Genomic DNA, 21,907 nt, shown 5'->3' on the forward strand with positions numbered 1-21,907 from the left:
TTCCTACCGCACCTCGATGAAGGCGTCGGCCCCGCGTTCGGGGCGGGCCTTCGGCGGCTCCGCCGGGCGGCCGACGGCGACGGCGCCCATCGGGTCCCAGCTGTCCGGGAGGTCCAGCGCGGCCCGTACGGTGTCGCGGCAGAACATGGTGGACGAGACCCATGCGGAGCCGTAGCCCTCGCCGGTGAGGGCGACCAGCAGGTTCTGCACGGCGGCGCCGGCGGCGACGGTGAACATCTCCCGTTCGGCGGTGGCCCGGCGCGGGTCGGGGTAGTCGTGGGAGCCGTCCATCACCAGGCAGGGCACCACCAGGTACGGCGCGTCGCGCAGGACGTTGCCGCGGGCGGTGCGCCGGGCGATCTTCGCCTCGTCCCAGCCGTCGAGTTCGCGCAGGTCGCGCTGCCAGGCGGCGAGCATCGCGTCGAGCAGCCGTACCCGGGTGTCGGGCGACTCCAGCAGCACGAACCGCCACGGCGTGGTGTGGTGCGGGGCGGGTGCGGTGACGGCGGCGGCGACGGCTCGGCGGACGGCGGCCGGGTCGACCGGCTCGGCGGTGAAGGAGCGGACGGTGCGCCGCAGGGTGACGGCCTGCCGCAGTGCCTCGGAGGTGCCGAGCCGGAACATGTCGTCCACGGCGGGCCGTACCAGCGGCCGGGTGCCGGCGCCGTCCTCGGCGGTGACCAGGTGCCCGAGTCCGCGCACGACCGCCACCGGAACGCCGGTGGCCTTGCCCTTCACCAGGTCGGCGGCGGCGGCGAGCTCGTCGGCGGTCGCGGTGACGGTCAGCTCCAGCTGGTTGCCGTGATTGTCGGTTCGCCCCCGGTGGTCCTCCAGGACGGCGATCCCGGCGGCGCCGATCGCGACGTCGGTCAGCCCGTTGCGCCAGGGCCGTCCGAAGGTGTCGGTGACGACGACGGCGAGCCGGCGGCCGGTGAGCTGCTGGAGCCGGGCCCGCAGCGCCCGGGCGGAGGCGTCCGGGTCCTCGGGCAGCAGCAGCACGGTGCCGGGGGCGGTGTTGGAGGCGTCGACGCCGGCGGCGGCCATGACGAAGCCGTTGCGGTTCTCCACGATCCGGGCCGGCCCGCGCCGGGCGACCACCCGGACGGACTCTGCGTCGATCGCGGCCTCGCGGTCGGCGGCGTGCAGCAGCCGGCCCTCGGCCTTGCTGACGATCTTCGAGGTGACCAGCAGGATGTCGCCGTCCTGGTACGTTCCCGCCTTGGCGATGAGTTCGCCCAGGTCCGCCCCGGCCTCGATCTCGGGCAGTCCCTCGACGCCGAGGATTTCCAGGGTCACTTCCGCACCTGCTCCGCCAGAGCCAGCGCCGTGCGCGCCATCTCGGCGGTGGCCTCGACGTCGGTCATCAGCAGCGGGACGGCCCGGCAGGCGATCCCGGCGGCCTCGACGGCGGCCACCGAGGCCTCGTCGGCGGTGTCCACCAGCCACCCGTCGAGCAGGCCTGCCGGTCGCCCGTCGCCACCCTCGCCCGAGCTGCTCCGCAGCGCTGCCCGGCTGCCGTAGTTCAGCGCGACCGCCTCGGCCGTGGCCTCGACGCCGACGGCGGCGAGCACCTTGTCGGCCATGCCGCGCACCGGCGCCCCGCCGATGATCGGGGAGAGCCCGACCACCGGCGCGGGTGCGGCGGCGACCGCCTCCCGGATGCCGGGGACGGCGAGGATGGTGCCGATCGAGACCACCGGGTTGGACGGCGGGAAGAGGATGACGTCCGCTTCGGCGATCGCCTCCAGCACGCCGGGCGCGGGCTTGGCGGTGTCCGCGCCGACCGGGACGATCGCCTCGGCGTCCACCGCGGCGTGCAGCTTGACCCAGTACTCCTGGAAGTGGATCGCCCGGGTGCCCTGCTCGTCGGTGATCCGCACGTGGGTCTCGACCCGGTCGTCGCTCATCGGCAGCAGCCGCACGCCCGGCTTCCAGCGCACGCACAGCGCTTCGGTGACCTGGCTGAGGCTGTACCCGGCGGTGAGCATCTGGCTGCGCACGAGGTGGGTGGCGAAGTCCCGGTCGCCGAGCCCGAACCACTCGGGGCCGACGCCGTACTCCTTCATCTCGGCCTTGATGGACCAGGTCTCGTCGGTCCGGCCCCAGCCCTGCTCCTCGTTGATGCCGCCGCCGAGGGTGTACATCACGGTGTCGAGGTCGGGGCAGACCTTGAGGCCGTAGAGGTGGATGTCGTCGCCGGTGTTGCCGATGACGGTGATCTCGTCCTGCGGTCCGACCGCTGCGCGGAGTCCGCGCAGGAAGCGCGCTCCGCCGATTCCGCCTGCCAGTGCCACGATGCGCATGGGTTCATCCTGCCACGGTCCGACTTTCCGTCAGCCCGTGATCAGTGCGACTCGGCCTGCGTCTGCTGCTCCGGGTGCCGCTCGGGGACGGCGGTGGCGCCGTACTGGTTCATCTCGGTCAGGCCCGGGGTGTAGAGGTGGATGGAGACGGCGGGTTCGAGCGCGCCGTTGACGACCTCGTGCAGATAGCCGGAGGAGAACACCCTCCCCCAGCCTCCGGCCGGGGGGACCCCCATTCCGCCGGGCCGCAGGATACGAGAGGACTCGCCCGTGTGGGTGAGGGAGCGCTCGATCAGCTCGCCCTTGACGACGCTCATCACGCCGGAGGACTCGCCGTGGTCGTGGAAGCCGCTGGACTGGCCGGGCAGCCAGCTGAGCAGCCAGACCTCGTAGCCGGGGCCGGTCTCCAGCCGGGCGTACCAGCGGGTCAGTGCGTCGTAGCGGACCAGCGGCTCCCAGCGGGCGCGGTCGGCGGCGATCTCGCGCACCAGCCGGGCGTACTCGGCGACGGTGGTGGGGTGGGCCGGCAGGTCGGTGCGGGCCAGGTGCGGGAAGGCGAGCGGGTCGCCCGCGATGGAGACGTCGCTGAGGCCGTCGGCCCACCGGAGGGTCCGGGCGTCGGTGGGGCCGCCGGTACGGGCGGTGGCGGGGCTGCGGCGGGCGAGCTTGTTGCGATCGCGGTTCCGCTTGCGGATGCGGATCATGCGCACGGGAGTCGTCCTCGGAAGTGTCGGCTGGTTCGTCGGGATCAGCCGGATCCGGGATGTCCTGGGGCGGGAATCGCGGGCGGCCTCTGTGCTTCCTGGGGGCGGCGCGCGGTGGGACGCGGGCGCCTAGATACAGCAGGAACAGAGGCGACAACAAGAGTTCACGGCACGGCGGAGGGTGGAACCGCTCCGGGGGCTGGCGAACTCTGACATGGACGTAAGGACACCGCATTCGCAGGGCGGGTGTCAAACCGAAGGGTGCGGCATTCGAGTGGGTTAGGTCCGGATCTTTCCCTGATGGGGTGATTCATCACTCTCTATGTTTCGATGGGAAGATCGTCGGGAAGGCAGGCCGATGACCGGCCTGTGGCGGTGACCGGGCGTCACTTGGTGAATGGCTGCGGATGATTCGGCACTGTTCGGGACCTTGGGGCAGAAGGTCCGGTGTGTCCGGATATGTACACTATTTGTAACGGCTTGGTGCCAGGGAGTGAATCCCGGCCCCAATACCAGAGCTCGGCTTGACTGGGCCAGAGTGACGCAACTGTAATTTCACTCGTGTCGTCAGCCGCAGGAGGCAACGGCAACCACGGGGACGCCAAGTAGGGGCAGAGGAGGCGCGCCACATGAGCGAGCTCTTTGAGCTGTTGATCGGGGACGGCATCGCGGAGGACGAGGAGGAACTCGGTTGGCAGGAGCGCGCGTTGTGCGCCCAGACCGACCCCGAGTCCTTCTTCCCCGAGAAGGGCGGCTCGACCCGCGAGGCCAAGAAGGTCTGCCTCGCCTGCGAGGTCCGCTCGGAGTGCCTGGAGTACGCCCTCGCCAATGACGAGCGCTTCGGCATCTGGGGCGGCCTCTCCGAGCGCGAGCGCCGCCGGCTCAAGAAGAGCGCGGTCTGACCGGGACGGCCCCCGGCCCCGCTGACCCTTCGACAGCGACGGACAGCCGCACAGCCGTACGGGCGCCTCACCGCGATGGTGGGGCGCTTTCGTGTTCCCGGAGCCCCCTTCACCGTCTCCGCACGCACACCCCGGACGAGGCGGTCACCCGGAGCCGTTAGTGTGGTGCGCCATCCGGTTGCCGTTCACCGGCTGTGTCCACCGAGAACTGGGGCCCGCGCACTCGATGACCGTCTACAGCCACCAGAGCGGCTTCACCGCTTCCCGGCCGCCCGCCTACCCGCGCCACCTGGTCACCGCCGTGATCGTCTCGCACGACGGCGCCCGCTGGCTCCCGCAGGCCCTGGCCGGCCTGCTGGGTCAGGACCGCCAGGTCCAGCGGATCCTCGCGGTCGACACCGGATCCACCGACAACTCTCCGCAACTGCTCACGGACACTCTCGCCGACTGGCTGCCCGACAGCGGCCCGCTGGTCCTCGGCCGCCGGGCCGGCTTCGGCACCGCCGTCGCCGAGGCAGTGTTCAACAGCCCGCCGCTGCGCCCCGAGGACCTGCCGTACCGGCTCGACCCCTCCGGCTACGACCCGGTCACCGGCGGCTGGGACGACTTCGGCGACCCGCTCGCCCAGGAGGACGACCTCGGCCGCGGCGGCCCGCGCGAGACCCGGCCGGTCGAGTGGCTCTGGCTGCTGCACGACGACTGCGAGCCGCAGACCGACGCGCTGCGCCGACTGCTCCAGGTCGCCGACTCCACCCCCAGCGCCGCCGTGGTCGGCCCCAAGCTGCGCAGCTGGTACGACCGCCGCCAGCTGCTGGAGGTCGGCGTCACCATCGCCCGCTCCGGCCGCCGCTGGACCGGCCTCGACCGCCGTGAGCAGGACCAGGGCCAGCACGACCAGGTCCGCCCGGTGCTCGCCGTCTCCAGCGCCGGCATGCTGGTGCGCCGGGACGTCTTCGAGGAGCTCGGCGGCTTCGACAAGGCCCTCCCGCTGATGCGGGACGACACGGACTTCTGCTGGCGGGTCAACGCCGCCGGCCACCGGGTGGTGGTCGCCCCCGACGCCGTGCTGCGGCACGCCGAGGCGGCCAGCCGCGAGCGCCGCGCGATCGACTGCGGTCCCTCCCACCCGCACCGGGTGGACAAGGCCGGTGCGGTCTACACCCTGCTCGCCAACTGCAAGGGCGCGCTCTTCCCCTACGTCCTGCTGCGGCTGGTGCTCGGCACCCTGGTGCGGGCCGTGACCAACCTGCTCGGCAAGGACCCGCGCCAGGCGTTCGACGAACTCGCCGGCCTCGGCCACGAACTCGTCCGCTTCCCGAGGCTGCTGGCCTCGCGCAAACGCCGCGCCCGGTCCAGGGCGGCGGACGCCCTGGACGACCGCACGCTCTTCCCGGCCCCCGGCGCCACCACCCGGCTGGCGGTCGAGGGCGTCATCGGCTCGCTCGGGATAGGGGGCGGCGACGACACCGGCGGCCGGCACGGCTCGGCCGAGGCCGGCGGCGACGAGGACGCCGAGGACCTGGTCGTCGAGCAGTTCGCGCTCGTCAAGAAGCTCGCCCGGCGCCCGGCACCGGTGCTGTTCGCGGCCCTGCTGGTGTTCGCCCTGGTCGCCTGTCGCAGCCTGCTCGGCAGCGGGGAGCTGTTCGGCGGCGCCCTGCTGCCCGCGGCCGACGGCGCCGGCGGACTCTGGTCGATGTACGCGGACGCCTGGCACCCGGTCGGCACCGGCTCCACCGCCGCCGCACCGCCGTACCTCGGTGTGCTCGCGGTGCTTTCCTGGCTGCTGTTCGACCACGCCGACCTCGCGCTCACCCTGATCGTGGTGCTCGCCGTCCCGCTGTCCGCGGTCAGCGCCTACCTGGTGTCCCGGCCGCTGCTGGACTCCAAGCTGGTCCGCGCCTGGGCCAGCGCCACCTACGCGCTGCTGCCCGCCGCGACCGGCGCGCTCGCCCAGGGCCGGATCGGCACCGCCGTGCTCGCCGTGCTGCTGCCGCCGCTGGCCCGCGCGGCCGCCGTCGCGGCCGGCCTCGGCATCCGCGAGGAGAGCGCCGCCAAGGGCGCCCGCCCGGGCTGGCGCCCGGTCTGGATGACCGTCCTGCTGCTCACCCTGGCCACCGCCTTCGTCCCGATAACGTGGGCGCTCGCGGTGCCGCTCTGCCTGGCGATGCTGGTCGTCGCGGTGCTGCGCGGCGGCGCCTTCGGCTCCGGCGGCGCGGCGCTGCGGCTGCTCGGCCTGCGCGTCCTGGTGATCCTGGCCGTGCCGGTCGCGGTGCTGGCCCCGTGGTCGCTCGAGGTGCTGTCGCACCCGCAGTGGCTGCTGCTGGAGGCCGGGCTGCCCGGCCTGCACGGCACCGGTGCGAGCGCGGCCGGCCTGCTGCTGGTCAATCCGGGCGGCGCCGGGGTGCCGCCGATCTGGCTCTCGGCGGGTGTCGTGCTGGCCGCGCTGGCCGCGCTGCTGCGGGCCGACCGCCGGCGCGCGGTGCTCGCCGCCTGGGGCGCGGCCGGCGCCGGCCTGGTCTTCGCGGTCGCGGTGGCGGGCACCTCCGTCACCCCGGCCTCCGGAGGCCCGGCGGTGCCCGCCTGGGCCGGCCCGGCCACCCTGATCGCCGGAATCGCCCTGCTGGCCGCCGCCGCGATCGGCGCCGACGGCGCCAACGCCCGCGTGGCCGGGATCGCCTTCGGCTGGCGCCAGCCGGTGGCCGCCCTGGTGGTGGCCGCGGCCGTGCTGGCTCCGCTGGGCACCGGACTGTGGTGGGCGCTGACCGGCGCCGGCGGTCCGCTGCACCGCGGCCAGGCCGACCAGGTCCCCGCGTTCATCGCGGAGGAGGCCGGCACCACCGACCGGGCCCGCACCCTGGTTGTCACCGGGGAGAAGAACGGCGGCGCGGTCCGCTACACCATGCTGCGCGGCGCGGGTCTGACGCTCGGCCAGGCCGAGTCCACCGTCGACCCGGCGACCGGCACCCAGGACGGCCTGAACAAGGTGGTCGGCAGCCTGCTGGCCGGCTCCGGCGCCGACCAGGCGAGTGCCCTGGCCGGCTACGGCATCGCCTACGTGCTGGTCCAGCAGCCGGTGATCGACGTCTTCAAGGACGTCCTGGACACCACCCCCGGTCTGGTCAAGGCCAACCAGGACGGCGCCGCCGCGCTCTGGCAGGTCAACGGCACCCCCGCGGTCCGCGCGGTGATCACCACCCCGGGCGCGAACCCGGTGGTCGTCCCGTCCGGGACCCGGGACCTGTCCGCCACCGTCCCGGCCGGCCCGGACGGCCGGGTGCTGCGGCTCGCCGAGTCCGCCGCCCCGGAGTGGAAGGCCACCGTGGACGGCACCGCGCTGGAGTCCACCAAGGTCGACGGCTGGGCCCAGGGCTTCAAGCTCCCGGCCGCCGGCGGCAAGCTGACCGTCACCCGGGAGGGCGGCGCCGCCCACACCGGCTGGATCTGGGCCCAGGTGCTGCTCGGCCTCACCATCCTGGTGCTGGCCCTGCCCGGCCGCCGCAGCCACAAGGACGACGACCTGCCCGAGGAGGTGGTGGCCGCCGCCGCGCTGGCCGCCGCCGCCCAGGCGCAGGCCCCGGCCCCCGGCAGCCGCCGGGCCCGCCGGATGGCCGAGCGCGGCGAGGGCGGCGAGGGCGCCGAGGGCGGTGCCGAGGAGTCCGGGGTGTACGACAAGCCGGGCGCGATCCCGGCGCAGCCGACCGGCGAGCCGGTGACCGGAGCCGTCCAGGCGGCCGCCGCCGTCCAGGACACCGAGCAGTACGCCGACCCGTACCAGGCGTACCAGCAGGCCGACCCGTACAGCTACGACCAGTACGCGGCCCAGCAGCCGGTCGCCGCGCCGTACGGCGGCCAGGGGTACGACGCCCACGGCTACGACGCCCACGGGTACGACGGCCAGCAGCAGGGCTACGAGCAGCCGTACCAGCCCGAGCAGCAGCCGTACGGCTACGACGCCCACGGGTACGACGGCCGTCAGCAGCAGCCGGACCAGCAGCCCTGGCTGCCCGGCCAGCAGCAGGGCGAGCCCTACTACGACCCGAACGACCCCAACGGCCCCGGCCGGTACCCGCACCAGCACGGATCGGGGAGCTGACCCGCGATGAAGAAGCCCGCATTCAGGAAGAAGTCCGGCGCCGGCGAGGCTGCCGAGCCGGCCGGGCCCGCCTTCGCGGCGGAGCCGTCCGGGCCGGCCCCGGCCGCCCGCCCCGGCCGCAGCCGGTTCGCCGGGGGGGCCGGAGCCGCCGGCGGTGCGGCCAGGACCACCCAGTCCCTGCTCGCCGCGGCCGTGGTGCTCGCGGCGGTGTTCGGGATCGCCGAGCTGCGCCCGCCGGCCGTCCCGGCCAAGGCGGCCGCCGGAGCCGCCCCGACCACCGCGCAGGTCGAGCGGACGGCGGCGGTCTGCCCGCAGCCGATCCAGGGTCTGACCGGCTCGACCACGCTCACCGCCTACACCCCGCCCGGGACGGGCTCCGCCACCGGCGGGGCCGGCTGGCTCTCCGACGCGGCCGCACCCGCCGTGCCCGCCGCCCAGCCGACCGCTGCCCCGGCCACCCCGACGGCACCCGCCACCCCGGCCCCGACCGGTTCGGGTGCCCCGAGCGCCCCGGCCCAGGACAAGAACGCGGCGCCCGCCGACGCCCGGCTGACCCTGTCCAAGCCCGGCACCCCGGCCACCGGCCCGGCCGCCAACGGCGACGCCGCACCGGGCGCCGGGGCCGTCGCCACCGGCGCCCTCGCCCCCGGCTTCACCGTCACCCAGACCACGGTGGTCACCGAGCAGCGCGGCCTCGGCCTGTCCGGCCTCACCTGCACCCCGGCCGGGACCAGCTTCTGGTTCGCCGGGGCCAGCACCGCCGGCGACCGGGTCGACTACCTCAGCCTGGTCAACACCGAGTCCACCGCCGCGGTGGTGGACATCAAGCTGTACGGCGACAAGGGCCTGATCGACAACGACGCCGCCAACGGGATCACCGTCTCGCCCGGCAGCTCCCAGGCCATCCTGCTGCCGACCATCAGCAAGGGCGCGGTCACCGACCTCGCGGTGCACGTGGTGGTGCGCTCCGGGCGGGTCGGCGCCGCGCTGCACGCCGCCGACGGCGCCAAGGGCGCCGACTGGGTCCCGGCCTCGGCCGACCCGGCCCCCACCCAGGTGCTGCCCGGCCTGCCCGCCGACACCGCCTCCGCCCGCCTGGTGGTCTGGGCACCGCCGGAGGACGACGCCGACCTGAAGATCCAGCTGTCCGGCAAGAACGGCTGGTTCAGCCCGGCCGGCAACGAGTCGATCCACGTCAAGGCGGGCATGGTGGCCGCCGTCGACCTCGGCAAGGTCACCCGGGACGAGGTCGCCGGGCTGCGGCTGTCGCCCAGCGACGACAAGCACCGCACCCCGGTCGTGGCCGGGCTGCGGATCGACCGGGCGGCGGCCAACGGCAAGACCGACGCGGCCTGGCTGGCCGGCAGCAACCCGGTCGGCGCCCGCGCCACCGTCGCCGACAACCGGGCCGGCGCCTCCACCCTCTACCTGACCTCCAGCGGCGAGGCCGCCACCGTCCGGGTCACCGCCTCGGCCGGCAGCGGCGGCGGCACCCCGGCCACCAAGGAGGTCCAGATCCCGGCCGGCGGCACGGTCGCCCTCCCGGCGCCCGAGCCCGCCGGGCTGAACGGCGTCTTCGCGCTCACCGTGGAGACCGTCTCCGGCGGCCCGGTGGTGGCCGCCCGGATGCTGTCCCTGCCGGCCAAGGACGTGCCGATGTTCACCGTCCAGGCGCTGCGCGACGACCGCAGCACCGTCAAGGTCCCGCAGGCCGGCCAGGATCCGGGCGTCGTCCTGCGCTGAGCCGGAGCCCGCGCCGGGGCCGCCCCCGGCGCGGGCCGTGACCCCTCACCGCCTCCGGGCGCGCCCCTCGGCTCCCGGGTGCTCAGTCCTCGTCGTAGCGCGGGTCGATGGCGTCCGGCGACAGCCCCAGCAGCTCGGCGACCTGCTCGATCAGGATCTCGTGCACCAGCGCCGCGCGGTCCTCCCGGGTCTTCGCCCGGATCTCCACCGGCCGCCGGTACACCACGATCTGGCTCTTGCGTCCCTGCTTGCCCGGCGACACCCGCCCCAGCGGCACGCCGTCCTCGGCGTCGGCGCCGTCCGGCTCGTGCAGCGGGACCTCCTGGACGGCGAACTCCACCTCGATCAACTGTGGCCAACGCCGTTCGAGGCGTTCCACCGACTCGCGCACGTAGTCGTCGAACAGTTCGGAGCGGGTGAGCGAGATCGGCACCTGGGGTGGAGCCAGCGGGCCGCGCAGGCCCCTGCCGTGCCGGTCGCGGTGCCGGGGGCGGCGCGCTGGGCCTGTCGATGACTGCGGTGCGGAGCTGTCCATATCACTGCCGAGGGTAGTCCTTGGAGGGTCGGAAGTGGACCACTCCGACCGGGAATCGCACGGGGCGTTGGATACGCGGCCCCGGCGCCCGGACGGCGACACGGCACCCCCTCCGGGCAGGCGGTCTTCGCTCCCCGGCGGGGAGTGCGGTACCGTCCACCTTCGTGAGCTCTGTACGTCGTTGTTCGCGGACCGCGTGCGGCCGGCCGGCCGTCGCAACGCTGACGTACGTCTACGCGGACTCCACCGCCGTCCTCGGCCCGCTCGCCACCTACGCCGAGCCGCACTGCTACGACCTGTGCGCCGAGCACGCCGAGCGCCTCACCGCCCCGCGCGGCTGGGAGGTCGTCCGGCTCGCCGCCGAGGCCGGTCCGCTGCGCCGCAGCAGCGACGACCTGGAGGCGCTGGCCAACGCCGTGCGCGAGGCCGCGCGCCCGCCGACCACCCGTCAGGGCCGCGGTCCCGAGGGCGAGTCCACCGAGAGCGGCCGCCGCGGCCACCTCCGGGTCCTGCGCTCGCCCGACAACTGAGTCCTCACCCGGCACGGGACGTTCGCCCGGCCCGGGTACGCTGCCCGTCTACCGTCACCGCGCCCGTCGACCGGACACGCGGTGGCCCCGACATGCAGTGATCAGTCCTAAGACCAGGGTGGAGCCGCAGTGCGCGACCTCAAGCAGCTCGTGAAGGCGTACGACGTCCGGGGCGTCGTCCCGGACCAGTGGGACGAGAGCCTCTCCCGGGCCTTCGGCGCCGCGTTCGTGCAGGTCACCGGCGCGTCCGCGATCGTGGTCGGGCACGACATGCGGCCCTCCTCCCCGTCGCTGAGCCTCGCCTTCGCCGAGGGCGCCGCGGCCTACGGCGCCGACGTGGTGCAGATCGGGCTGTGCTCCACCGACCAGCTGTACTACGCCAGCGGCAAGCTCGACCTGCCCGGCGCGATGTTCACCGCCAGCCACAACCCGGCCCAGTACAACGGCATCAAGCTGTGCCGGGCCGGCGCCGCCCCGGTCGGCCAGGACACCGGCCTGGCCGAGATCCGTGAGCTGGTCGAGTCCTGGACCGCGGAGGACGACACCGTCACCGTCCCGGCCAAGGACGTGAAGCAGGGCGAGCTGTCCGCCCAGGACACCCTGCGCGGCTACGCCGACCACCTGCTGGGCCTGGTCGACCTCACCGCGATCCGCCCGCTCAAGGTCGCGGTGGACGCCGGCAACGGCATGGGCGGCCACACCGTGCCGACCGTCTTCGACGGCCTGCCGATCGAGCTCGTCCCGATGTACTTCGAGCTGGACGGCACCTTCCCGAACCACGAGGCCAACCCGCTTGACCCGAAGAACCTGGTCGACCTCCAGGCCAAGGTCCGCGAGGTCGGCGCCGACCTGGGCCTGGCCTTCGACGGCGACGCCGACCGCTGCTTCGTCGTGGACGAGCGCGGCGAGCCGGTCTCCCCGTCGGCGATCACCGCCCTGGTCGCCGCCCGCGAGATCGCCCGCGCCCGGGCGGCCGGCGAGACCGAGCCGACGATCATCCACAACCTGATCACCTCCTGGACCGTCCCCGAGGTGGTCCGCGAGCTCGGCGCCAAGCCGGTGCGCACCCGGGTCGGCCACTCCTTCATCAAGCAGGAGATGGCCGAGACCGACGCCGTCTTCGGCGGCGAGCACTCCGCGCACTACTACTTCCGCGACTTCTGGCGGGCCGACACCGGCATGCTGGCCGCGCTGCACGTGCTGGCCGCGCTCGGCGGGCAGCCGGGCACGCTGTCCGAGCTCACCGCCGAGTACGACCGCTACGCCGCCTCCGGCGAGATCAACAGCACCGTGGCCGACCAGGCCGCCAGCACCGCCGCCGTCCGCGCCGCCTACGCCGGCGGGGAGGGCACCACGGTGGACGAGCTGGACGGCCTGACCGTGGCCGGCCCGGACTGGTGGTTCAACCTGCGCGCCTCCAACACCGAGCCGCTGCTGCGCCTGAACGTCGAGGCCAAGGACCCGGCGAAGATGGCCGAGCTGCGCGACGGCGTGCTCGCCGTCGTCCGCGGCTGAGCGGCGCCCGGCCCGGCGAACGCCGCCGGGGGCCCGAGCAGAGCGCCTGACCACGGGCGCCGGTGCCCCGGCCGGTAGGGTTTCCTATCGGCCGGGGCACCTCCGTGCCACCACCGAACTTTGGAGAGCCCCATGAAGCTCGAATCCTTCCTGCTGGAGATCCTGGTCTGCCCGCAGTGCCGGGCCGCGCTCGCCGAGGGCGGCACCGAGGAGCAGCCCGAGCTGGTCTGCACCGGTGCGGACTGTGGTCTCGCGTACCCGGTCCGGGAGGGCATTCCGGTCCTCCTGGTGGACGAGGCCCGCCGCCCGGCCTAATCCTGGGGAGGAAGCCCCACCCCGACCGCCCGGCGCGCAACGGAGCGCGCGCCCAGGACCGCAGCCGGAGGTTCGCCGCATGCTCGACGACGCCCTGCTCGACGACCCGGCCGCCCTCCAGCGCGCCGACCGGGACCGCGCCCTGCTGGCCCTGGCCGGCGCCGGCGCGCGGGTCCGCACCGCGCTGCGGCAGGCCGAGGCGGCCGGCCTCGACCGGCTGCGTCCGGACGGCCGCCCGCGCGCCGTCCTGGTCGCCGGACACGGCAGCGCGCTGACCGCCGCAGAGATGCTGTCCGCGCTGGCCGGCACGGCCTCCCTGATCACGTCGCTGCCGCCGGCCGAGGCGGCCGCGCCGCGCACCGACCGGGCCGGCGCCCGGCCCGCCTTCACCGCCGGCCTCGGCTGGCAGCTGCCCGGCTGGGCGGGCCCGCTGGACCTGCTGGTGATCAGCTCCGCCGACGGCGGCGAGCAGGGCCTGGTCGGCCTCGCCGAGCAGGCGTACGCGCGCGGCTGCGCGATCGTCGTCACCGCCCCGGCCGGCAGCGCGCTGGCCGAGGCCGCGCTACAGGTGCGCGCGCTGCCGCTGCCGTTCGTGGCCTCGGTGCCGGCCGAGGACCTCACACCCGTTCCGGCCGCCGAGCCGGACCTGCCGGCCGAGGACCCGGCGGCGCTCTGGTCCCACCTCACCCCGCTGCTGGCGCTCGCCCAGAAGATCGGCCTCACCCAGCTCCCGTACGACGCGCTGCCGGCCGTCGCCGACCTGCTGGACGCCACCGCTGTGCGCTGCCGCCCGGACGCCGCCGCGTACACCAACCCGGCGAAGGGCCTGGCCGCCCGGCTGGCCGGGACGGTCCCGCTGCTGTGGGCCGAGGGCCCGATCGCCGGGGCGGCCGCCACCCGGTTCGCCGCCCAGCTGGCCGACCGGGCCGGGCGCCCGGCGCTGGCCGGGCCGCTGCCGCAGGTGCTCACCGCCCACCGCGGCATGTTCACCGGGCAGTTGGGCGCGGGCGTCGACCCGGACGACTTCTTCCGCGACCGGGTCGAGGAGCCGGATCCGCTGCACTTGCAGGTCCTGCTGCTGCGGCACGCCCCGGGAGCGGCCGGCGCGGCGGCGGAGGACGGGCAGGACGGCCCGGCCGAGGTCCCGGAGGAGGACGCCGGGCCGCGCAGCTTCGGCGTGACCCGGGCGCACCGGCTGGCCGCCGCGCACGACGTCCGGCTGACCGAGTACGCGAGCGCCCGGCCGGACGCGCTGCACGCACTGGCCGACCTGGTCGCGCTGACCGACTTCGCCGCCGTCTACCTGGGCCTCGCCGCCGCGCATTCCTGAGACGGCCGCCCGGGCGGAACCTCCCGGCCGGGTACGGTAGCCGCATGAGTACCGAAGGCGGCACCAAGGCACTGATCGCGGCACTGTCCGCGAACCTGGCGATCGCGGCGGGCAAGTTCACCGCCTTCGGCTTCACCGGTTCCTCCTCGATGCTCGCCGAGGGCGTGCACTCGGTGGCCGACTCCGGCAACCAGGTGCTGCTGCTGATCGGCGGCAAGCGGGCGCGCCGGGCGGCCGACGAGGAGCACCCCTTCGGGTACGGCCGCGAGCGCTACGTGTACGGCTTCCTGGTGGCCATCGTGCTGTTCAGCGTCGGTGGCCTGTTCGCGATCTACGAGGGCTGGCACAAGATCAGCCACCCGGAGGCGCTGGACTCCTGGGGCTGGGCGGTCGGTGTGCTGCTCTTCGCCATCGTCATGGAGGGCTGGTCCTTCCTGACCGCGATGCGGGAGTCGGACAAGGCCAAGGGCAAGCAGAGCTGGGTGCAGTTCATCCGCACCGCCAAGGCGCCGGAGCTGCCGGTGGTGCTGCTGGAGGACACCGGCGCGCTGATCGGCCTGGTGCTCGCGCTGTTCGGCGTCGGGCTCACCGTGATCACCGGCGACGGCGTCTGGGACGGCGTCGGCACCCTGTGCATCGGCGTCCTGCTGGTGGTGATCGCCGTGGTGCTCGCCCTGGAGACCAAGTCGCTGCTGCTCGGCGAGTCGGCCTCCAAGGAGTCGGTGCGCCGGATCCGGGAGGCGCTGGTGGACGGCGAGGCCGTCATTCGCGTGATCCACATGCGGACCCTGCACCTCGGGCCGGAGGAGCTGCTGGTCGCGGCCAAGATCGCCGTCAATGCGGAGGACAGCGCAGCCCGGGTGGCGGAGGCGATCGACGCCGCCGAGGAGCGGGTCCGCGCGGCCGTCCCGATCGCCCGGGCGATCTACCTGGAGCCCGACGTCTACAGCGCCGAGAAGGCCGCGGCGGGCGACGACCCGGCTGCCACGCCCGGCGGTCCCGGCCCCGGCGCAGAGCACTGACCCCAGCCTGGGGCCCGGCTTGAGAGCGGCTCGGACCGGGGGCCGAAATCGGTCATCGGCGGACGGCCGACGGGGCCGTCAGTGTAGATTCGTCACCAGAGCCAGAACGTCGCTGCTGATGGCGGTCGATCGGCGGTCCGCGCCCGTAGGGTGTGCGCCGGTCGAGGGAGAGAGGTCCTCCGACGGTTTGTGCTGCGCAACGGGAAGCCGGTCCACCACCACGGACCCGGCCGTCCCGGCGTGGCCGTGCACCCGTACGGCCAGACGCACGCGACGCACGCCCGGACCTTCGGCCCCACCCCATCAGCGAGGAGCAGACGCATGTCGACCGACATCACCGGTGACTTCAAGGTCGCCGACCTTTCCCTGGCGCCGTTCGGCCGCAAGGAGATCCAGCTGGCCGAGCACGAGATGCCCGGTCTGATGGCGATCCGCGCCGAGTACGCCGAGTCGCAGCCGCTGGCCGGCGCCCGCATCACCGGCTCGCTGCACATGACCGTGCAGACCGCCGTCCTGATCGAGACCCTGACGGCGCTCGGTGCCGAGGTCCGCTGGTGCTCCTGCAACATCTTCTCCACCCAGGACCACGCGGCCGCCGCCATCGCCGTCGGCCCGGAGGGCACCCCGGAGAACCCGCAGGGCGTGCCGGTCTTCGCCTGGAAGGGCGAGACCCTGGAGGAGTACTGGTGGTGCACCGAGCAGGCCCTGACCTGGCCTGACGGCAAGACCCCGAACATGATCCTGGACGACGGCGGCGACGCCACCCTGCTGATCCACAAGGGCGTCGAGTTCGAGAAGGCCGGTGCCGCGCCGGACCCGGCCACCGCGGACAACGACGAGTTCCGGATCATCCTGGAGCTGCTCAACCGCACCCTCAAGGACACCCCGAACAAGTGGACCGAGGTCGCCTCCACCATCAAGGGCGTGACCGAGGAGACCACCACCGGTGTCCACCGCCTGTACGAGATGCACCGTGACGGCAAGCTGCTGTTCCCGGCCATCAACGTCAACGACGCCGTCACCAAGTCGAAGTTCGACAACAAGTACGGCTGCCGCCACTCGCTGATCGACGGCATCAACCGCGCCACCGACGTCCTGATCGGCGGCAAGGTCGCGGTCGTCGCCGGCTACGGCGACGTGGGCAAGGGCTGCGCCGAGTCGCTGCGCGGCCAGGGCGCCCGCGTGATCATCACCGAGATCGACCCGATCTGCGCGCTCCAGGCCGCGATGGACGGCTACCAGGTCACCACCCTGGAGGAGGTCGTCTCGATCGCCGACATCTTCATCACCACCACGGGCAACAAGGACATCATCCTTGCCTCGCACATGGAGAAGATGAAGCACCAGGCGATCGTCGGCAACATCGGCCACTTCGACAACGAGATCGACATCGCGGGCCTGGCGAAGCTGCCCGGCATCGTGAAGACCGAGGTCAAGCCGCAGGTCCACGAGTGGCGCTTCGCCGACGGCCACACCATCATCATGCTGTCCGAGGGCCGCCTGCTGAACCTGGGCAACGCGACCGGCCACCCGTCCTTCGTGATGTCCAACTCCTTCGCCAACCAGACGATCGCCCAGATCGAGCTGTTCACGAAGACCGAGCAGTACCCGATCGGCGTCTACGTGCTGCCGAAGCACCTGGACGAGAAGGTCGCCCGCCTGCACCTCGACGCGCTGGGCGTGAAGCTGACCACCCTGACCCAGGAGCAGGCCGACTACATCGGCGTTCCGGTCGAGGGCCCGTACAAGGCCGAGCAGTACCGCTACTGATCGGTTGACGATCCGACGGCCGGCGCCCTCCCCTCCGGGGGCGCCGGCCGTCGGCGTTCGCGGGGCGCGTCAGCGGGTCCAGGCCCCCTCGTCCGCGCCGAGCACGCCGAACTGCTTGAGCAGACCGGCGAGCCCGCCCACCGCCTGGACCGACGGGATCCCTGCCGCGGTGCCGTTGGCGCAGAGCCGGACGCCCTTCTCGACCCGGCACACCGGGGTGCCGCCGTTCGGCCGGCCGTCCGCGAACACCCCGAAGCCTTCCGGCTGGACCGTGACGCTCAGCCACTTGCCGTCGACGGTGTACGACAGGATGGCGCTCCACGGTGGCTCGGAGTCCTTGGTGGGCCGGTGGATCTCGGCGTTCCGCAGCTTGAGATCGGCGGGCACGCCGGCCGGCCGCACCGGGAACGGGACGTCCCGGCTGCCGAACTCGACGCCGGCCGCGACCCGGAGCAGGTCGTCCTGGATCTTCGCCCCGTACCAGACGGTGGCGCGCAGTTCGGCCCAGCGGCCGGAGGCGGTCATCCAGCGCAGGCCGGTGGTGGTCCCCGACTCATCGGTGACCAGCCAGTGGGCCTCCCGGCCGGCGACCGCGGGCGCGGTGACGGTGTGCGTACCGGGGGCGGGGGACCCGCCGGGGCCGTGCAGCAGTTCGAGCTTCAGGTCGGGGACCGCGTTGAGGACGGCCGTGGTGGTGGCCGCGGTGACGACGGACCGGTCGTCGCTGTTCGCGTAGCCGACGGCCGGACGGGCCAGCCACGGCGGCAGCCAGCCGAAGCGGACCTCCGTGCTCAGCGGACCGGTGGCGGCCGTCGGCGTCGGCGCGGCGGTCGGGGACGGCGCGAGCGAGGACGGGGCGGTGGGCGCGGGGCCGGCCGGTACGGGCGGTCCGCCGGACGGGCGCAGCAGCAGTACGCCCGCCAGGACGGCAGCGGTCGACCCGGCCACCACGCCGATCAGGGCCTGCCGGCGGCGGCGCAGCCGGCCCCGCCCGCGGGCGATCACGGCCGAGGCGTCGAGTGCGGCGGGCGGCGCCGGGGCCTCGGCGAGGGCGCTCAGCCGGGCGGTCAGATCACGCTGCTCGTGCGACCTCATGACGTCCTCTCGGCGGTGGCGGGGCGGGTGGTGAGCGTCGTCCGGAGGGTGGCGAGAGCCCGTGAGGTCTGGCTCTTCACATTGCCCGAAGAGCAGCTCATCGCGTCAGCGGTCTGATCGACCGTGAGGTCGCAGTAGTACCGGAGCACCACGGTGGCCCGCTGCTTGGGCGGCAGCGCGGCCAGTGCCTCGCGCAGGTCGAGCTGGGCGTCGAGGTCGGCTGCCACCGCCGCGACGTCCAGCGGCGCCGTCGTCCGCGAGGTCCGCCGCCACCAGGACGAGCGCTGCTCGGCGAGGAAGGTGTTGACCAGCACCCTGCGGGCGTAGCCGTCCAGGTTCTCGACCCGGCCGGCCCGTGACCAGTTCACGTACAGCTTGGTCGCGCACTCCTGCACCAGGTCGTCGGCCCGGTGCCAGTCCCCGCACAGCAGATAGGCGACCTTGCGCAGCCAGCCGCTCCGGGAGGCCACGTACTCCGTGAACTCCACGTCGCGCGTCTGCTTCGCCATCCGCACCCCCTCTCGTCGTGGCGGCGGCGCCTTGCCGCGCCGTCCGCCGCTCTAATGCGGGCACCCGGTCGGAAGGTTGCATGCGGAGTGCGCACGTAGGCTTTCCGGCATGCCCAACGGCCGGTACTCGCTCCACACAGCCACGACTCCCTTTGGCCACGACCACGTCCTGCTCGGTGAGGAGCGCTTCAGCTGCGCCCCCGGGGCGGCCGGGTGGCGGTACGTCTCCAAGACCTACGCACCGGACGGCCGGGTGCTCGGCAGCACCGACCTCACACTGGACTCGCGCGCCCGGCCGCTGCGGATGGAGCTGCGGGCCGGCGGCTGGCAGGTGCGCGGCGGGGCGGTGGACGGGGTGGCCTGGGTCCGTACCGACGCGGCCGACCCGGGCGGCGAGCACGCGACCGAGGGCCACGACCGGGCGCACGCCTTCACCGGCCGCTCGCCCGGCTTCCTGGTCGCCACCGCCCGGCTGCTGCGGCTGCGGGAGGGGGCGAGCGCGCGGGTGCGGCTGGTGGCCTTCACCGAGCCGGTGCTGGCGCCGCGCACCCTCGACCAGGGGTGGCTGCTGGAGGGCGTCGACACGCACCCGACGGATTCCGGGCCGCTGCTGGTCGAGCGCTACCAGGTGGCGGACCTGGAGACGGGGGAGCAGCAGGTCGTGCACCTGGCCGGGGACGTGGTGCTGGCGGCGGAGGGGATCGAGCTGGAGGAGCTGGAGTCGCCGCCGAACGCCTGGCGGGTGGGGACCGAGGAGGAGTAGCGGGCCCGTACGGCCGTGGCGGCCCGCCTCAGGCGGGCGGGGCGAAGCCGGTGTCGGCCGCGGGCTTGTCGAGGGGGGACTTGTCGAGGGAAAGAGCCGCAGGGGCGGCGGGTGCAGTGGGTGCGGCCGGTGCGGCCGGTGCGGCGGGCGGCACGGGCACCGGCGGTGCGGCGGGTGCGCCGGCCGGCGCCGCGGGCGCGGGCTGTGCCGGCAGACCGAGGACCCGGACGGGCCGTCCGTCGGCCGGGCCCGCCGGAGCCGCAGGGAGCGGACCGGAGGCCCGACGGGGAGCGGGCACCTGGGCGGGGGCCGGCTGGGCAGGTACCGGCCCGGCCGTCCGCAGCTGTTCCTGGGCCCGCATCCACTCCCGCCGCTGGCGCTCGGTGAGCACCGCGCCCAGGTACGCCGCCGGGTGCAGTCCCGGTGCGATCGGGTGGCCGATCAGGGCGGACAGGTCCTCGGCCAGCCGGGAGGACATCTGCTGCATCACTGCCGGGTCCAACTGGCCGATCCGGCCCAGAAGCTGGCGGATGGCCAGCCAGAGCGGCTCCGGCACGGCGGACAGGTCCATCGCGACCAGCTCGTGGCCCATCGCCTGCAACAGGTGCGGGTGCACCGGCGGCAGCGGGGAGGCGGAGCCGCCCGCCCCCGGGGTGCGCTCGCGGACGACCACCGTCCCGGCGAAGATGTCGCCGAGCCGCTTGCCCTCCGAGTGCACCGCCGAGGTGATCACGGCCGGGGCACCGGTCAGCGCGATCATCTCGAAGAAGCCGACCAGCCCGCGTACCAGCGAGTGCCGGAACCGCACCGGCCCGCCGTCGGTGCGCACCACCCGCAGGCCGAGTGCGGCCTTGCCGAGCGAGCGGCCGCGGGTGAGGGTCTCGACCATCACGGGCACGGCCACCAGGAAGAACACCATCAGGCCGATCATCGTGGCGGCCAGCGCCGCGCCGTCGAGGCCGATCAGGGCGAGGCCCAGCAGCAGCGTGAACACCAGAAAGGCGGCGAACTCCACCAGCAGGTCGATCACGATCGCCAGTGCCCTGCTCGGAAGCTTCGCCGTCTGGAGGCCGAGTACGACCGCCTCACCCGTCACCAGGTCGCTCAAGACACCTGTCCGTTCACGCTCTTGGAGCCCGTACGGCTCGCCCATGAAGATTCGCTCCTGGGAGCGCGACAGTGCCGGGGGAGGGAATCACCCCGGATCGGCTCCCCGTGACCCGCTCTCCGCAGTCTGATCCGCAGCCGCAAACATACGGGGCCCGGCGGGCGCACGGGAAGTGAGATCCCGACGGCCGCGGTGGCGGCCGCTGCTGGCATGCTGGGCCGCACGTGTCCGCCCGGACCCGCCCGCCCGCGCATGCACGTCCGCGCCCGCCGCCGATCATGGAGCCGCCGAAATGGACCTGGACGTCTTCGTCGCCACCCACCAGGGGGAGTGGGCCCGGCTGGACGCCCTCGCCCGCCGGCGCCGGCTCAGCGGAGAGGAGGCCGACGAGCTGGTGACGCTCTACCAGCGCGCCACCGGCCACCTCTCCAAGGTCCAGGCCGCCGCGCCGGACCCGGCTCTGGTGAGCCGGCTGACCGGCCTGGTCTCCCGTGCCCGCAGCGCGGTGACCGGCGCCCGGACCAACGGCTGGCAGGACGTCGCCCGCTACTACACGGTGAGCTTCCCGGCCGCGCTCTACCGCGCCCGCCGCTGGTGGGTGCCGGTGGCGATCGTCTCGATGGCCGCCACCGCACTGCTCGCGTGGTGGATGGCCACCCACCCCGAGGTCCGCAACAGCCTGGTCGCGCCCGAGCACCTCCAGGAGCTGACCCGCCCCGGCGGCCAGTACGAGACCTACTACTCGGACAGGCCGGCCAGCTCCTTCGCGGCCCAGGTCTGGACGAACAACGCCTGGATCGCCGTGCAGTGCCTGCTGTTCGGGATCGCGCTGGGTATTCCGGTGCTCTACGTGATGTGGACCAACGTGGTCAACCTCGGCATCGGCGTCGGACTGATGGCCTCCGCCGGGCGCCTCGACGTCTTCCTCGGCCTGCTCATTCCGCATGGCCTGCTGGAGCTGACCGCGGTCTTCGTGGCAGGCGGTCTCGGCCTGCGCCTCGGCTGGACCGTCATCGACCCCGGCCCGCGCACCCGCTCGGTGGCACTGGCGGAACAGGGCCGCGCGATCATCGGGATGTCGATCGGCCTGGCGACGGTACTGGCGGTCTCCGGTGTGCTCGAAGCCTTCGTGACCCCGTCCGGCCTGCCGACCTGGGCCCGCATCTCCATCGGAGTGCTGGCCGAGGTGGCCTTCCTCCTCTACGCCCTGGTGCTGGGCCGAAGGGCCGCCGAGGCCGGAGAGTTCGGCGATCTGGACGCGGCCGACCGGGCGGACCTCCAGCCCGTCGCAGCCTGAGCCGGCGTGATCAACAGGCTTCTGACCTGCTACTCTTCTACTCGTCCCGGCCAAACCATTGACGTGGTGAGGGTGGGCTAGTAGGTTTGAACGGTTAGGACTGACTGGACAACGGTCGGACCCGGGCGTTAGTGTCTACGACACCGCCGAATCGAGGCGAGCGCATTTCACGAAATGTGCACCCTCCGACGAAGCAAATCCCGCGGACTGAACACTCTGAAGCCTTTGATAGGCTTCGGGACGAAGTTCGCAGGAAATCCCACCAGCGGGAATCGGACGAATGAAACTCCGGAAAACGGAGCGGAAAACATCTGATAAGCTGGAAACACGAAAGAACGAAGCCCGGAGGGTCCGCTGGAAGGCGGTCCGAAGG

The 21,907-nt window shown here is 73.8% G+C and carries 18 protein-coding genes; 11 read left to right on the forward strand and 7 right to left on the reverse strand.

Annotation, left to right across the window (positions count from 1 at the left end):
* Positions 1–3: 3 nt before the first annotated feature.
* The 3 genes from AB0O11_RS34675 to AB0O11_RS34685 are packed head-to-tail and all read right to left on the reverse strand — an operon-like array spanning position 4 to position 3,013.
* A complete protein-coding gene (locus AB0O11_RS34675) occupies positions 4–1,296 on the reverse strand; it encodes a coenzyme F420-0:L-glutamate ligase (RefSeq protein ID WP_363395028.1) in 1,293 nt (430 codons plus the stop codon).
* On the reverse strand, positions 1,293–2,303 hold the full coding sequence (gene cofD, locus AB0O11_RS34680) for a 2-phospho-L-lactate transferase (RefSeq protein WP_363395031.1): 1,011 nt from the start codon (positions 2,301–2,303) through the stop codon (positions 1,293–1,295). Before cofD ends, AB0O11_RS34675 begins: the two co-directional genes overlap by 4 nt.
* A gap of 41 nt (positions 2,304–2,344) precedes the next feature.
* Entirely contained in the window at positions 2,345–3,013 is a 669-nt protein-coding gene (locus tag AB0O11_RS34685; RefSeq protein ID WP_363395034.1) for a cysteine dioxygenase family protein, read from the reverse strand.
* Positions 3,014–3,636: 623 nt separating this feature from the next.
* On the opposite strand from AB0O11_RS34685, the gene AB0O11_RS34690 reads away from it, so the two are divergent.
* The 3 genes from AB0O11_RS34690 (at position 3,637) to AB0O11_RS34700 (ending at position 9,745) form a co-directional block, all read left to right on the forward strand.
* A complete protein-coding gene (locus AB0O11_RS34690; RefSeq protein ID WP_030062195.1) occupies positions 3,637–3,909 on the forward strand; it encodes a WhiB family transcriptional regulator in 273 nt (90 codons plus the stop codon).
* A gap of 226 nt (positions 3,910–4,135) precedes the next feature.
* Positions 4,136–8,002, forward strand: a complete 3,867-nt coding sequence (locus tag AB0O11_RS34695) for a glycosyltransferase (protein WP_363395038.1) — start codon at positions 4,136–4,138, stop codon at positions 8,000–8,002.
* 6 nt (positions 8,003–8,008) lie between these two features.
* Entirely contained in the window at positions 8,009–9,745 is a 1,737-nt protein-coding gene (locus tag AB0O11_RS34700; RefSeq protein WP_363395041.1) for a DUF5719 family protein, read from the forward strand.
* Between the two features lie 82 nt (positions 9,746–9,827).
* Here AB0O11_RS34700 and AB0O11_RS34705 read toward each other — a convergent pair whose 3' ends face one another.
* Entirely contained in the window at positions 9,828–10,280 is a 453-nt protein-coding gene (locus AB0O11_RS34705) for a metallopeptidase family protein (RefSeq protein WP_030245500.1), read from the reverse strand.
* Positions 10,281–10,444: 164 nt separating this feature from the next.
* On the opposite strand from AB0O11_RS34705, the gene AB0O11_RS34710 reads away from it, so the two are divergent.
* From AB0O11_RS34710 to ahcY, 6 genes are all read left to right on the forward strand, one after another.
* Positions 10,445–10,810 carry a DUF3499 domain-containing protein gene (locus AB0O11_RS34710; RefSeq protein ID WP_224284589.1) on the forward strand — a complete coding sequence of 122 codons (366 nt, stop codon included), beginning with the start codon at positions 10,445–10,447 and terminating at the stop codon, positions 10,808–10,810.
* A 129-nt stretch (positions 10,811–10,939) separates the two neighbouring features.
* Complete coding sequence (locus AB0O11_RS34715; RefSeq protein ID WP_363395045.1) at positions 10,940–12,325, forward strand: phosphomannomutase/phosphoglucomutase; 1,386 nt, start codon at positions 10,940–10,942, stop codon at positions 12,323–12,325.
* Between the two features lie 132 nt (positions 12,326–12,457).
* The gene (locus tag AB0O11_RS34720) at positions 12,458–12,640 is read left to right on the forward strand and encodes a Trm112 family protein (protein WP_224284587.1); all 183 of its coding nucleotides are present in this window, start codon (positions 12,458–12,460) and stop codon (positions 12,638–12,640) included.
* A gap of 79 nt (positions 12,641–12,719) precedes the next feature.
* Positions 12,720–13,970, forward strand: coding sequence for an SIS domain-containing protein (locus tag AB0O11_RS34725; protein ID WP_363395048.1), 1,251 nt, complete (start codon positions 12,720–12,722; stop codon positions 13,968–13,970).
* A 44-nt stretch (positions 13,971–14,014) separates the two neighbouring features.
* A complete protein-coding gene (locus tag AB0O11_RS34730; protein WP_363395051.1) occupies positions 14,015–14,992 on the forward strand; it encodes a cation diffusion facilitator family transporter in 978 nt (325 codons plus the stop codon).
* A gap of 321 nt (positions 14,993–15,313) precedes the next feature.
* Positions 15,314–16,762, forward strand: a complete 1,449-nt coding sequence (gene ahcY, locus AB0O11_RS34735; RefSeq protein WP_224284670.1) for an adenosylhomocysteinase — start codon at positions 15,314–15,316, stop codon at positions 16,760–16,762.
* 69 nt (positions 16,763–16,831) lie between these two features.
* Here the strand turns inward: ahcY and AB0O11_RS34740 are convergent, their stop codons facing one another.
* Positions 16,832–17,857 carry a hypothetical protein gene (locus AB0O11_RS34740; RefSeq protein ID WP_363395054.1) on the reverse strand — a complete coding sequence of 342 codons (1,026 nt, stop codon included), beginning with the start codon at positions 17,855–17,857 and terminating at the stop codon, positions 16,832–16,834.
* Complete coding sequence (locus tag AB0O11_RS34745; RefSeq protein ID WP_363395057.1) at positions 17,854–18,366, reverse strand: SigE family RNA polymerase sigma factor; 513 nt, start codon at positions 18,364–18,366, stop codon at positions 17,854–17,856. Before AB0O11_RS34745 ends, AB0O11_RS34740 begins: the two co-directional genes overlap by 4 nt.
* A 109-nt stretch (positions 18,367–18,475) precedes the next feature.
* Between AB0O11_RS34745 and AB0O11_RS34750 the strand changes: the two genes are divergently transcribed.
* Positions 18,476–19,129 (forward strand): hypothetical protein, encoded by a 654-nt coding sequence (locus tag AB0O11_RS34750; protein ID WP_363395060.1) that lies wholly within the window; start codon positions 18,476–18,478, stop codon positions 19,127–19,129.
* Positions 19,130–19,157: 28 nt separating this feature from the next.
* Here AB0O11_RS34750 and AB0O11_RS34755 read toward each other — a convergent pair whose 3' ends face one another.
* A complete protein-coding gene (locus AB0O11_RS34755; protein ID WP_363395063.1) occupies positions 19,158–20,237 on the reverse strand; it encodes an RDD family protein in 1,080 nt (359 codons plus the stop codon).
* Positions 20,238–20,529: 292 nt separating this feature from the next.
* Here AB0O11_RS34755 and AB0O11_RS34760 point away from each other — a divergent pair, with 292 nt between their 5' ends.
* Positions 20,530–21,534 (forward strand): stage II sporulation protein M, encoded by a 1,005-nt coding sequence (locus tag AB0O11_RS34760; RefSeq protein ID WP_363395067.1) that lies wholly within the window; start codon positions 20,530–20,532, stop codon positions 21,532–21,534.
* Positions 21,535–21,907: the final 373 nt, after the last annotated feature.

Source organism: Kitasatospora sp. NPDC093102 (genome assembly GCF_040683915.1).
In the GTDB taxonomy this organism is placed as follows: Bacteria; Actinomycetota; Actinomycetes; order Streptomycetales; family Streptomycetaceae; genus Kitasatospora.

What these genes read in the sequence shown, in the direction of transcription:
- cofD (WP_363395031.1), bottom strand. Translation starts at nt 2,303, where the DNA reads ATGCGCATCGTGGCACTGGCAGGCGGAATCGGCGGAGCGCGCTTCCTG.
- AB0O11_RS34690 (WP_030062195.1), top strand. Translation starts at nt 3,637, where the DNA reads ATGAGCGAGCTCTTTGAGCTGTTGATCGGGGACGGCATCGCGGAGGAC.
- AB0O11_RS34695 (WP_363395038.1), top strand. Translation starts at nt 4,136, where the DNA reads ATGACCGTCTACAGCCACCAGAGCGGCTTCACCGCTTCCCGGCCGCCC.
- AB0O11_RS34700 (WP_363395041.1), top strand. Translation starts at nt 8,009, where the DNA reads ATGAAGAAGCCCGCATTCAGGAAGAAGTCCGGCGCCGGCGAGGCTGCC.
- AB0O11_RS34705 (WP_030245500.1), bottom strand. Translation starts at nt 10,280, where the DNA reads ATGGACAGCTCCGCACCGCAGTCATCGACAGGCCCAGCGCGCCGCCCC.
- AB0O11_RS34720 (WP_224284587.1), top strand. Translation starts at nt 12,458, where the DNA reads ATGAAGCTCGAATCCTTCCTGCTGGAGATCCTGGTCTGCCCGCAGTGC.
- AB0O11_RS34725 (WP_363395048.1), top strand. Translation starts at nt 12,720, where the DNA reads ATGCTCGACGACGCCCTGCTCGACGACCCGGCCGCCCTCCAGCGCGCC.
- AB0O11_RS34730 (WP_363395051.1), top strand. Translation starts at nt 14,015, where the DNA reads ATGAGTACCGAAGGCGGCACCAAGGCACTGATCGCGGCACTGTCCGCG.
- ahcY (WP_224284670.1), top strand. Translation starts at nt 15,314, where the DNA reads ATGTCGACCGACATCACCGGTGACTTCAAGGTCGCCGACCTTTCCCTG.
- AB0O11_RS34740 (WP_363395054.1), bottom strand. Translation starts at nt 17,857, where the DNA reads ATGAGGTCGCACGAGCAGCGTGATCTGACCGCCCGGCTGAGCGCCCTC.
- AB0O11_RS34745 (WP_363395057.1), bottom strand. Translation starts at nt 18,366, where the DNA reads ATGGCGAAGCAGACGCGCGACGTGGAGTTCACGGAGTACGTGGCCTCC.
- AB0O11_RS34750 (WP_363395060.1), top strand. Translation starts at nt 18,476, where the DNA reads ATGCCCAACGGCCGGTACTCGCTCCACACAGCCACGACTCCCTTTGGC.
- AB0O11_RS34760 (WP_363395067.1), top strand. Translation starts at nt 20,530, where the DNA reads ATGGACCTGGACGTCTTCGTCGCCACCCACCAGGGGGAGTGGGCCCGG.